Consider the following 12015-nt stretch of genomic DNA (forward strand, 5'->3'; position numbering starts at 1 on the left):
CTCTTCCGATAGCAATATGTACGTACGGTTATAGCGCACGGTACCGTCTTCGCGTGCCGAGAGTCGCCGACCATGACGCCCGCCACGGGCAGATCACCGATGCCGTCCAGCGCCTGATCGTGCGGGACGGTCTGAGCGCCGTGACCGTCGCGCGGACCGCCGCCGAGGCGGGCATGTCCGTGGGCCTGGTGCAGCACTACTTCACGGCGAAGGACGAGATGCTCCTCGCCACGTTCACGCGCGTCAACGCGCGCTTCACCGCGCGGGTGGACGCGCTGGTGAACCGCGGCGAGGCCGAGGGCCGCACCATCGCCGCGATGCTGCGGCAGGCCCTGGCCGAGCTCGTGCCGCTCGACGACGCCCGCCGCGCCGAATTCCTGGTCCGCCTCGCCTTCGCGGACCGGGCCGCGCACCACGCCCGCCTCGCCGCGGTCCAGAGGGAGACCCTCGCGGGGATCCGCGCCCGCGTCGCCCGGGCCATCGAGAACGGCACGGCGTGCGGCGAGGTCGCCCGGGAGGTAGACGCCACCGGCCAGGCCCTGCGCATCGTCGCGTGCGCGGAGGGGCTCGCCCTGCACACGCACATCGACCCCGACGGCACACCCGAACCGGCGGTCCTCGCGGCCCTGGACGACCGCATCGACCGCGTCTTCACCGGCACGTGCCGCCGCGCCCGGCGCCGCGCGGGGGACTGAAGCCGGTCAGCCGACCGGCAGCGCCGGGGGGGCACGTCGCGCGGCGCGCCGGAGGCGGTGCGGCCTGCTCGCCGGCCGTCAGGTGACGTGCAGGGTCAGGCCGTAGCGCGAGAGGATCTCGTTCACCGGCTGGTACCACGTCTCGCCGCCGCTGCGGCAGTTGCCCCAGCCGCCCGACGTGACGCCCTGTGCCTGGTCGCCGCTGATGAACGAGCCGCCGGAGTCGCCGGGTTCGGCGCAGACGCTGGTCTTGGTCAGCTGGTGCACGACGGTGCCGTCGGAGTAGTTCACCGTCTCGTTCTTGGCCAGGACCTGGCCGCAGTGCCAGTGCGTGGTGGAGCCGGAGCGGCAGATGGACGTGCCGACCGGCATCTCGGTGGAGCCGCGCACGAGCCGGTCGGGGATGGTGCCCCAGCCGAGCACGACCGGCACGGTCCACCAGCCGTGGCCGATGGAGACGTAGGCGTAGTCGTCACCGGGGAAGGAGGAGCCCCGGAAGGTGCCCATGTCGGAGCCGTCCCAGCCGCGTACGGCCGCGCCCGCGCGTCCGCAGTGTCCGGCCGTGACGAAGCCGCCGTGCACGGAGAAGCCGATGGAACAGCGGACGTTGCCGGTGTAGTAGGGGTCGCCGCCGACGGTCCCGGCGGCGAAGGTGCGCGGTGCGTCGGCGACCGTCGCGACCCGCACGGGAGCGGTGGCGCGGGCACGGCGCACGAAGGCCTCGACGTCCTTGTCGGACGCGTGCCGCGCGACGACGGAGACCACGACGCGGTTGGCCCGCGGGTCGACACGCCAACCCGCCACACCTGAGGGCGCTTCGATGCGGTCCACGCGTGCCTTCGCGGCGTCGAGGCGCGCGGCGCTGTGCTCGACGAGCCGGACGGCGGCCCCCGCGCGGCGCACCTCCTCGGCCGCCCGCGGCCGGGTCACGGCCACGGTCAGGCGGTCGCGTCCGGCGTCGAACCAGGACCCGGCGTAGGCGGCGCCGGCCGCCTCGCGCGCGGCGCGCTCGACCCCGACGGCGCGCCGCTCGGCGGCGAGCCGGTCACGCGCCGCGCTCGGCGACAGGCCGAAGTCGCGCTCCATCGCGTCGAGGAGCGCGGCGGACGCGGGTGCCTCGGAGGACCCGGGCGTGGCCGTGGTCGTGGCCGTGGCGGTGGCGGCCGTGGCGAGGCCGGTGCCGCCACAGGTCGCCATCACCAGCAGGGCGGACAGAGCCAGACGTACTCCCGTCTTGCGTCTCACAGGGGACCCTTTCGTCGTTCCAACGAGGTGGGGGTGGAACCGGGGTTGCTGAGAGCGCTCTCATTGCGGCTGGGGCCGAGGGTAGGGAAGCCGCGATGCCAAGTCCAGACCGGGCGGACGCCGTTCTGTGCCCGCTCTCGCCCGGATCCGTGCCCGCTTCGGCCCGGGCGCGCGGTCACTTCTTCCACGGGCCTGGCTCTCGCATCAGAGGTGTGCTCTGGTACCTACGGACAACCGGACCACCTCGCAACGCCGTGCACGGCCGTTCCCCCCTCGCGGCCCCCGGGCCGCCGCCTTCCTCAGCAGCCAAGGAGGATCCGTGCGACTGCGACAGTTCACCGGGCTCGGACGCGGGCTGGTCCTGCTGGTGGCCATGGCATTGGGCGCCGCCGGACTCACGGCGACGCCCGCGGCCACGGCCGCAGGGGATCCACCGACGAGCCATGGACTCAAGGGCGAGTACTACACCCAGTCCGCCCCGGGAGCCTTCGACTTCCACGAGCTCAAGGCCACCGTCTTCGACCCGGCCATCGACTTCGCCACCCTCGAACCCCGGCTGGCCGCCGCCACCGGCCGCAACGACGATGCCACCGTCCGCTGGACCGGGAAGCTGGTGCCCGAAAGGAGCGGACCCACGACCTTCTCCATGGTCGGGGACAACGGCTTCCGGCTGTGGATCGACGGTGAACTCGTCATCGACCACTGGGTCGACGACTGGGACAGGGAACAGAACTCCCGGCCCGTGGAGCTCAGCGCGGGCACGTCCCACGACATCAAGGTCGAGTACTTCGAACACTACGGGGGCTCGCATCTGCGCCTGCGCTGGATCCCCCCGGACGGTGAGAAGACCGCCGTGCCGCGCAGCGCGTTCCGGCCGCCCGACGGCTGGCACTACGACGGTGCCACCGACGCCACCGTGCGGGCCGACGGCCGCACCCTCGCCCTCGACTTCCCGCAGCGGCTGGCGCCGCCGCCCGGCACGCTCCCCGGACACATCGAGGCCGTCATCGGCGGCGCCACGTGGCCCTTGGCCACCGCAGCGCTCGACGAGGCCGACCCCAGCGTCCTGCTCGTCCGGCTCAAGGAGCCGGTCGTCGGCAACAAGGACGGCACCGCGCGCGGCACCGTGGACGTGCGCTACGACGGCCGGGGCGGTCTCGCCGCCGTCGGCGGCGACGAGGTCGACGCGTTCCTCAGCGGCGGCGTCAACCGTTCCCGGTACGAACTGCGCACGCCCTGGGCGGGCGACGCCGAGGCGGGCAAAGGGTGGCGCGCGTACCCGCGCCCGCAGCTCACCCGGACCGAGTGGCGCAACCTCAACGGCCGGTGGCAGTTCGCCGCGGCCGCCGCGGGCGACGCCCCGCCGGTCGGCAAGGACCTCGCCGAGCGCATTCGGGTGCCGTACCCGGTCGAGTCCCAGCTCTCGGGCGTACAGCGGCACGAGGACCGCATGTGGTACCGGCGTACGTTCACCGTCCCGGAGGGCTGGCGCATCGGCGACGGCCGGCGCCTGCGGCTGAACTTCGGCGCCGTGGACTGGCAGGCGCGGGTGTACGTGAACGGCAGCGAGGTCGCCGAACACCGGGGCGGCTACGACAAGTTCAGCGCGGACGTCACCGACGCGCTCAAGCCCGGCGGCACCCAGGAGCTGATCGTCGGCGTGTACGACCCGACGGACGCCGAGGGCGGCGAGAACCCGCCCCTCGGCAAGCAGCGCCTGGACCCGAGCGGCATCTGGTACACCCCTTCGTCCGGCATCTGGCAGACCGTCTGGATGGAGCCGGTGGCCGCCGACCACGTCGAATCGCTCAAGATCACCCCCGATGTCCCCGGGAGCCGGGCCGTCGTGGAGGCGAAGGGCGTACGGGCCGGCGTACCGGTCACGGCCACCGCCTACGCGGACGGCAGGAAGGTCGCGACGGCGACCGGCTGGACGGGCACCCCGCTCGCTCTGGAGATCGGCGGGCCCCGCCTCTGGTCACCGGACGACCCGTTCCTCTACGACCTGAAGGTCACGGTCGGCGGCGACCGCGTCGGCAGCTACTTCGGCATGCGCTCCATCGCCGTGGAGAAGACCGGCGGCACTCCGCGCACTCTGCTCAACGGCAGCCCCGTCTATCTGATGGCCACCCTCGACCAGGGCTTCTGGCCGGACGGGCTGCACACCGCGCCGACCGACGAGGCCCTGGCCTACGACCTGCGGGCGCACAAGAGGCTCGGCTACAACTCGGTGCGCAAGCACATCAAGGTGGAGCCGGACCGGTGGTTCTACTGGGCGGACAGGCTGGGCCTGCTCGTATGGCAGGACATGCCCGCGATGACCGCGGGGGCGGTGCCCGACGGTGCCGCCCGGGCCCGGTTCGAGCGCGAGCTGAAGGAGATGGTCGACGAGCACGCGAGCAGCCCCTCCGTGGTCATGTGGGTGCCCTTCAACGAGGGCTGGGGCCAGTACGACGTGGCGCGCGTCGCGGAGCAGGTCAAGCGCTGGGACCCCACCCGCCTGGTCAACAACATGTCGGGCGTCAACCTGGGCACCGACGGCGGCGCCGGTGACATCCTCGACGAGCACGGCTACCCCGCCCCCGCCCTGCCCGCCCCCGACGGCAGGCGGGCCCTCGTCAGCGGTGAGTACGGCGGACTGGGGCTCGCGGTCCCCGGGCACGCCTGGTCGGTCCAGATGTCGTACGTCGACGTCGACCCGGCGACGTACACCGACGACTACCTGGCCCGTCTCGCCGAGGTCCGCGCCCTCGCCTGCGAGGGCGGAAACGGCGCCGTCTACACCCAGATCGCCGATGTGGAGGGCGAGTTGAACGGCCTGCTGACGTACGACCGCAAGGTCCTCAAAGGCGACGCCGAGCGCATCAGAACCGCCCACGAGCGACTGATCGAGGGCGCCCAGGACGGCACACTGCCGTGCTCCGCGCCCTGACCGACCGACCGAGCGTGCGCCGCGAGCGCGGGATCAGCCGTGCTCATCGCGGACCGCGGCGACTCGCGGACCGCGGCGACCGGGACGTCACTCGGACGTGCGGGCCTCCCGGCCGGTCGAGCGTGCCGCCTCCTGAGCCGTGTCCTTGACCGACGACGCGGCCTCGCGGGCCGGTTCGCGCAGCTTGGCCCCGGCCTCGCGGGTCGCCTCCCGGGCGGTCTCCCGCACGGGGCCGACGACATCGTCGGCGTGGTCGCGCACGCGTTGGCCGACGCGGGTCTCGGCGTCGGTCGGCGGGAAGAGCGCGCCGACGAGCAGGCCCGCGCCGAAGGCGATCGCCCCGGCCGCCAGCGGGCTGCCCTGGGCCTGGGCGCGCGCCTGCCCCGCGGTGTCGCCGGTCTGCCTGGCGGTGGCCTGGGCGGTGCCCATGACCCGGTCCCTCGCGGTCGTCGCGCGGGCGCGCACGGCGCTCGCACGACGGCGGGCCACGCGGGGCGGGCTGAGCCGCTCGGCGAGGCGGTCCACGCTGTCGGACAGATGTGCGCGGGTGTCCTCGGTCTCCTGCCTCAACCGGTCGGGTGTCGAGCCCATTTGGCGTCCTCCTTCAACGAGTCCAGTGAGCGTTCGGGGGTCAGTCGCACGGAACGCATGCGGCGGCGGCCGGTGGCGTAGAGCACCGCGCCGACCACCGCCCAGACGGCGGCGACGATCAGGGCGGCCCACGCGCGGTCCATGACGTGGTCGAGGCCGAAGACCGCCGCGAGGCTGGCGAGGGCGAGGGCGAGCCCTGTGGCGTATCCGGAGCCCCCGTACAGGCCCGCCGCCTGCCCCGCCGGCCTGCCCTGCTCCTTCAGCTCGGCCTTGGCCAGCTCGACCTCGGTGCGCACGAGCCGGGTGAGGTCGTGCGTCACCTCGCCGACGAGCGCGCCGACGGATGCCTCGCGGTCGCGGTCGTGGCCGTGAGCGGTGTGGGGTGCCCGCACGGTCACCACCCCCGGCCGGGCGGTGGCGGAGGGGTCGGGCCGGGGGGCTCCGGCGCCGCCGTGCCGGACGTGCCGAGGCGCGGCATGGGCGGCGGCCCCTCGCCCGGAGCCAGGGCCGGATCGGGCGTGTAGGCCGTGGCGGGCACCTCACGTCCTGGCTCGTCCGCCGTGGCGGGCTCGGCCGCGGCGGTGCCCCGGCCGACACGCGAGGCCGCGAACCCGGCGAGGGCCGCACCGATGAGGAAGAGCCCCGGGCGGCGCCGCGCGAAGTGCCGTACGTCGTCGAGCAGGTCGGCGGCGCCGCGGTGCTCGATGCGGTCGGCGACGCGGTGGCCGCCGCCCGCCGCCTGCCGTACCAGGGACGCCGCGGGAGAGTCCGGCTTGGCGCTGTCGCCCATGTGCCGCAGGTCCGTCGACACGTCGCGGATGGTGGCCGCCAGGCGCCGCAGCTGGGCCTCGGCCTCGTCCACGGCCTGCTCGCGCATCCGCTCGTACAGGTCGCGGCCCTGGGCGGCGGACTCGTGCAGCACGTCGGCCGCGCCTTCGCGGGCGGCGTCCGCGGCGCTGTGCCCCGTCGCTCGGTCCCGGCCGGTCTCGTGGGGCCTGTCGCTCCGATCCATGGTGCCTCCTCGGGCAGGGTGCTGGTGTCGGACGCGGCGCCGGGTACCCGGGGCGCTGATCGGAACACCGTCCGTGCGCGACACGCGACGGCGCACCCCGGATTGGCGCGGAGCGATCGGGTCACCCGTGCCCGTATGGCAGACGGCGACGAACGAGTGGACCGGCGGCACGGCGGGCCGACGGACGCGCGGCAGCACGATGACCAACAGGCCCCCGAGCCTGCGGCGGAGCCCGCCGCCGGCCCCGGCCGGGAGGTCGAGCGGGCCGCCCCGGACGAGCCGAGCGACTTGCCCGCCCGGTCCTGGTGGGCGGTGCTTCGCCGCACCGTGAAGGAGTTCCTCGACGACGACCTGCCCGACCGCGCCGCCGCCCTGACGTACTACAGCGTGCTGTCCCTCTTCCCGGCGCTGCTCGTCCTGGTCTCCGTCCTCGGGGTGATCGGCGAGTCGGCCACGCGCACCGTGCTCGACAACCTGGACGACCTGGCGCCGGGCGCGGTGCGCGACCTGTTGACGGACGCCGTACGGCAGTTGCAGGACCGGGGCGGAGTCAGCGGATTGGTGGCCGTCGCGGGGCTCGCGGCGGCGGTCTGGTCCGCCTCCGGCTACGTAGCCGCCTTCATCCGCGCGGCCAACGCCGTCTACGACGTGGCCGAGGGCCGCCCCGTGTGGAAGCTGACCCCGCTGCGGCTCGGCCTCACGCTGGTCCTGATGGTGCTGCTCGCCGTCAGCGCGACGATCGTGGTGTTCACGGGCCCGCTCGCCGAACGGGCCGGTGACGCCATCGGCGCGGGCGACGTGGCGGTCACCGCGTGGTCGATCGCGAAGTGGCCGGTGCTCTTCGTCCTGGTGGTCGTGATGATCGCCCTGCTGTTCTGGCGCGCGCCCAACGCCCGCACCTCCGGGTTCCGCTGGATCAGCCCCGGCAGCGCCGTGGCCGTCGTCCTGTGGCTGATCGCCTCCGCCGGGTTCGCCGTGTACGTGGCCAACTTCGGCTCGTACAACAAGACGTACGGCACGCTCGCGGGCGTCATCGTCTTCCTCGTCTGGCTGTGGCTCACGAACCTGGCCGTGCTCCTCGGCCTGGAATTCGACGCCGAGCTGGCCCGCCAGCGAGCGATCAGCGGCGGCATGCCCGAGACGCAGGAGCCGTACGTGGAGCCGCGCGACACCCGCAAGTGGCCGCGCGAGCTGCGCAAGCGGCTGCGCAAGAGCGGCGGCAGCGGGGGAGCGGTCCGGTAAGGACGGTTCCCGCCAGCATGCGGAGTCGCTGATTCCGAGGTGCGGCCCCCGGTGCGAGCGGAGCGGAGCCCTGTGTGCGGTCGGCCGGTCAGCGCCGGGCGAATCCCGGGGCGCGCTCCGGCCGCACGCCCACCCCGCCCAGATAGCCGGTGACCGTCCGCAGTGGAGGGACCTTCTGGAGCAGCTTGAGCGGCAGCGGAAGGCGATCGCCGCGGAGGGTTCCCGCCAGGGCGGGCCGCAGCAGCGTCTCGTGCTCGCCCCGCTGGGACGCGTGCGTCACCGCCGTGGGCAGCCGGCGCCGCTTCTGCACCCGCTCCAGGTCCCGTACGCCGACGTCGCCACGGCGCAGCGGGGCGGCGAGGAAGCGCGCCGCCGCCACCGCGTCCTGCACCGCGAGGTTGACGCCGACGCCGCCGACCGGCGACATGATGTGGGCCGCGTCCCCGATGCACAGGAGTCCGTCGCGGTACCAGCGGCGCAGCCGTCCCATCGTGACCTCCAACAGCTTCACGTCGTCCCAGGACCCGATCCCGCGCAGCGCCTCGCGGTCCCAGTCGAGCAGGTCGCCCAGCCGGTCGCGGAACCACTCGATGCCGTGGGCCCGCAGCCGCGCGTCCGCGCCCTTCTCGATGAGGTAGGACGTCTGGTAGTAGTCGCCGCGGTCCATGGTGGCGGCGACCTGGCCGTCGCGGATGCTGAGGAACACCCGGCCGTCCTTGACCGCGTCGCGCGGCGCGGGCACCCGTACCTGCCACACGTCGATGGGGACGTCGAAGTAGTCGGGCGTGAGCCCGGCCTCGCGGCGCACCCGTGAGTCGCGGCCGTCGCAGGCGACGGTGAGGTCGGCGGCCAGCTCGCCGGGGACGCCGCGCTCGTCCACGTACGTCACGCCGGTGACCCGGCCGCCGGGGCCCGTGCGCAGGCCCGTGACCGCCGTCCGCATCCGCAGGGTGAAGGAGGGCTCCTCGGCGGCCGCGCCCGCGAGCAGGTCGAGGAAGTCCCACTGCGGCACCATCGCGATGTACTTGTGGCGGCCGGGGACGCGGCGCAGGCTGCCCGCGACGACCGTCGTGCCGTCGATGCGCATGCGCATCTCCTGGAGTCTTCGCGCGGGCAGCCCGGCGAAGCGCTCGCCGAGGCCGAGCTCGTCGAGCAGCCGCAGCGTGGAGGGGTGCACGGTGTCCCCGCGGAAGTCGCGCAGGAAGTCCCCGTGCTTCTCCAGGACGGTCACCTCGACACCGGCCCTGGCGAGCAGCAGGCCGAGCATCATGCCCGCGGGCCCGCCGCCCACCACACAGCACGTCGTGCGCTCGCGTTCCATGTCGACACCTCGTCCCTCCCGGGGCGCCTCGTCTCGCCGGGCGCCGCCCGCGCAGCACTCTAACCGATCGGTCAGATGTCTGACCGATCGGTCAGTGATGCGCTCGGCCGGTGAGGCGTCGGGCGCGGAGGAGAATCTGACGTTGCATCAGAAAGTCTCTTCCGTCGTCTGCGCGCCTGCGGCATCCTGCGCCCATGCAGACGGAGCTGAGCAAGCGACTGGGAGTCGAGCACGCCGTCTTCGGCTTCACGCCGTTCCCCGCGGTGGCCGCCGCCATCAGCAGGGCTGGGGGCTTCGGCGTGCTCGGCGCGGTGCGCTACACGGCGCCCGACGACCTCGCGCGCGACCTCGACTGGATGCAGGACCACGTGGACGGCCTGCCCTACGGCCTCGACGTGGTGATGCCCGCGAAGAAGGTCGAGGGCGTCAGCGAGGCCGACGTCGAGGCGATGATCCCCGAAGGCCACCGGCAGTTCGTCAAGGACACCCTGGCCCGGCACGGCGTCCCCGAACTCGCCGAGGGCGAGGCGGCGGGCTGGCGCATCACCGGCTGGATGGAGCAGGTCGCCCGCGGTCAGCTCGACGTCGCCTTCGACTACCCGATCAAGCTGCTCGCCAACGCGCTCGGCTCACCGCCCGCGGACGTCGTGGCACGCGCCCACGAGCGCGGCGTCCTCGTCGCCGCGCTCGCGGGCAGCGCCCGGCATGCGCGCAAGCACGCCGAGGGCGGCATCGACATCGTGGTGGCCCAGGGCTACGAGGCGGGCGGCCACACCGGCGAGATCGCCTCCATGGTCCTCACGCCCGAAGTCGTCGACGCCGTCGGGCCGTTGCCCGTGCTCGCCGCGGGCGGCATCGGCAGCGGCGAACAGGTCGCCGCCGCCCTCGCCCTCGGCGCCCAGGGCGTGTGGCTGGGCTCCGTCTGGCTCACCACGACCGAGGCGGACCTGCACTCCCCGGCCCTCACGCGCAAGCTGCTCGCCGCGGGCTCCGGCGACACCGTCCGCTCCCGCGCGCTCACCGGCAAGCCCGCGCGTCAGCTGCGTACTGCGTGGACCGACGCCTGGGACGACCCGGCGGGTCCCGGCACGCTGCCCATGCCGCTCCAGGGGCTGCTCGTCGCCGAGGCCGTCTCGCGGATCCAGAAGCACGAGGTGGAGCCCCTGCTCGGCACGCCCGTCGGGCAGATCGTCGGCCGCATGACCTCCGAGCGCGGCGTCCAAGCCGTCTTCGACGATCTGACCAGCGGATTCGAGCGTGCCGTCGCCCGCCTCAACCGCATCGCCGGACGGCCCTGACCCCACCGGACGGCCCTGACCACGCCGGACGAACCGGATCGCGCCGGACGGCCCTGACCACCCGGCCCGAACTCGCCCGAGGAGGCAGCTCGATGACCACCAGTGCCCCGCCCAACGGCTTCTGGGCCCAGGCGACCGCCGACCCGGACCGGACCGTCGTCACCGCGCCCGACGGGGCCCTCTGGACCGCGGGCCGTCTGCACGCCGCCGTCAACCAGCTCGTGCACGGGCTGCGCGCGGCCGGCCTGGAGCGCGGTGACGCGTTCGCCGTCGTCCTGCCGAACGGCGTCGAGTTCCTCACCGCGTACCTCGCCGCCTCGCAGGCGGGCCTCTACCTCGTCCCCGTCAACCACCACCTCGTCGGCCCGGAGATCGCCTGGATCGTCGCCGACTCCGGCGCCAAGGTGCTCATCGCCCACGAGCGGTTCGCCGACGCGGCGACGGCCGCCGCCGACGAGGCCCGGCTCCCCGTCGAGCGCCGCTACGCCGTCGGCGACGTCCCCGGCTTCGACCCGTACGCCGCACTCCTCGCGGGGCAGCCCGAAGCGGTGCCCGATGACCGGACGCTCGGCTGGGTCATGAACTACACCTCCGGCACGACGGGACGGCCGCGCGGCATCCGCCGCCCGCTGCCCGGCAAGCCCCCCGAGGAGGCCTACCTCGGCGGCTTCCTCGGCATCTTCGGCATCAAGCCCTTCGACGGCAACGTGCACCTGGTGTGCTCCCCGCTCTACCACACCGCCGTCCTGCAATTCGCGGGCGCCGCCCTGCACATCGGACACCCCCTGGTCCTCATGGACAGGTGGACACCCGAAGAGATGCTGCGCCTGATCGACCGCCACCGGTGCACGCACACACACATGGTCCCGACCCAGTTCCACCGCCTGCTCGCCCTGCCCGCGGCGACGAGGGCCGCGTACGACGTGTCGTCGATGCGGCACGCCATCCACGGGGCCGCGCCCTGCCCCGAGCACGTGAAGCGGGCGATGATCGACTGGTGGGGGGAGTGCGTCGAGGAGTACTACGCGGCCAGCGAGGGCGGCGGCGCCTTCGCGACCGCACGGGACTGGCTGAAGAAGCCCGGCACCGTCGGCAAGGCCTGGCCCATCAGCGAACTCGCGGTCTTCGACGACGACGGCGGCCGGGTGCCGCCCGGCGAACTCGGCACCGTCTACATGAAGATGACCACCGGCGGATTCTCATACCACAAGGACGAGGCGAAGACGCGCAAGAACCGCATCGGCGACTTCTTCACCGTCGGCGACCTCGGCCACCTGGACGAGGACGGCTACCTCTACCTCCGCGACCGCAAGATCGACATGATCATCTCGGGCGGCGTCAACATCTACCCCGCCGAGATCGAGTCCGCCCTGCTCGCCCATCCCGCGGTCGCGGACGCCGCCGCGTTCGGCATCCCGCACGACGACTGGGGCGAGGAGGTGAAGGCCGTCGTCGAGCCCGCGCCAGGGCACCCGGCGGGCGACGCGCTCGCCGCGGACATCCTGCGCCACTGCGAGCGCCACCTGGCGGGCTACAAGCGGCCGAAGAGCGTCGACTTCATCGCGGCGATGCCCCGCGACCCGAACGGCAAGCTCTACAAGCGGCGGCTCCGCGAGCCCTACTGGGCGGGCCGGGAGAAGGCGGTCTGAGGCCCCGCCCTCCAGCGCGGCCCGCCCGGG

At 73.8% G+C, this 12015-nt stretch carries 10 protein-coding genes; 5 read left to right on the plus strand and 5 right to left on the minus strand.

What is annotated here, in order from left to right:
* Positions 1-53: 53 nt before the first annotated feature.
* On the plus strand, positions 54-695 hold the full coding sequence (locus tag CP982_RS38785) for a TetR/AcrR family transcriptional regulator (RefSeq protein WP_150514777.1): 642 nt from the start codon (positions 54-56) through the stop codon (positions 693-695).
* A gap of 78 nt (positions 696-773) precedes the next feature.
* On the opposite strand, the gene CP982_RS38790 is transcribed toward CP982_RS38785, so the two are convergent.
* A complete protein-coding gene (locus tag CP982_RS38790) occupies positions 774-1940 on the minus strand; it encodes a S1 family peptidase (protein ID WP_372503493.1) in 1167 nt (388 codons plus the stop codon).
* A 373-nt stretch (positions 1941-2313) separates the two neighbouring features.
* Between CP982_RS38790 and CP982_RS38795 the strand changes: the two genes are divergently transcribed.
* Positions 2314-4872: a PA14 domain-containing protein gene (locus CP982_RS38795; RefSeq protein ID WP_150515950.1), complete on the plus strand. Its 2559-nt coding sequence runs from the start codon at positions 2314-2316 to the stop codon at positions 4870-4872.
* An 87-nt stretch (positions 4873-4959) separates the two neighbouring features.
* Here the strand turns inward: CP982_RS38795 and CP982_RS38800 are convergent, their stop codons facing one another.
* The 3 genes from CP982_RS38800 to CP982_RS38810 are packed head-to-tail and all read right to left on the minus strand — an operon-like array spanning position 4960 to position 6475.
* On the minus strand, positions 4960-5463 hold the full coding sequence (locus CP982_RS38800; RefSeq protein ID WP_150514778.1) for a DUF3618 domain-containing protein: 504 nt from the start codon (positions 5461-5463) through the stop codon (positions 4960-4962).
* On the minus strand, positions 5439-5855 hold the full coding sequence (locus CP982_RS38805) for a phage holin family protein (protein WP_170316591.1): 417 nt from the start codon (positions 5853-5855) through the stop codon (positions 5439-5441). Before CP982_RS38805 ends, CP982_RS38800 begins: the two co-directional genes overlap by 25 nt.
* Positions 5856-5857: 2 nt before the next feature.
* Entirely contained in the window at positions 5858-6475 is a 618-nt protein-coding gene (locus CP982_RS38810) for a hypothetical protein (RefSeq protein WP_150514780.1), read from the minus strand.
* A gap of 135 nt (positions 6476-6610) precedes the next feature.
* Here CP982_RS38810 and CP982_RS38815 point away from each other — a divergent pair, with 135 nt between their 5' ends.
* Positions 6611-7717: a YihY/virulence factor BrkB family protein gene (locus CP982_RS38815; protein WP_150514781.1), complete on the plus strand. Its 1107-nt coding sequence runs from the start codon at positions 6611-6613 to the stop codon at positions 7715-7717.
* Positions 7718-7805: 88 nt separating this feature from the next.
* Here the strand turns inward: CP982_RS38815 and CP982_RS38820 are convergent, their stop codons facing one another.
* A complete protein-coding gene (locus CP982_RS38820) occupies positions 7806-9038 on the minus strand; it encodes an FAD-dependent oxidoreductase (RefSeq protein WP_150514782.1) in 1233 nt (410 codons plus the stop codon).
* Positions 9039-9232: 194 nt separating this feature from the next.
* On the opposite strand from CP982_RS38820, the gene CP982_RS38825 reads away from it, so the two are divergent.
* A complete protein-coding gene (locus CP982_RS38825; RefSeq protein ID WP_150514783.1) occupies positions 9233-10336 on the plus strand; it encodes an NAD(P)H-dependent flavin oxidoreductase in 1104 nt (367 codons plus the stop codon).
* 92 nt (positions 10337-10428) lie between these two features.
* Complete coding sequence (locus CP982_RS38830; protein ID WP_150514784.1) at positions 10429-11985, plus strand: acyl-CoA synthetase; 1557 nt, start codon at positions 10429-10431, stop codon at positions 11983-11985.
* Positions 11986-12015: the final 30 nt, after the last annotated feature.

This window comes from Streptomyces spectabilis, from assembly GCF_008704795.1.
Taxonomy (GTDB): domain Bacteria; phylum Actinomycetota; class Actinomycetes; order Streptomycetales; family Streptomycetaceae; genus Streptomyces; species Streptomyces spectabilis.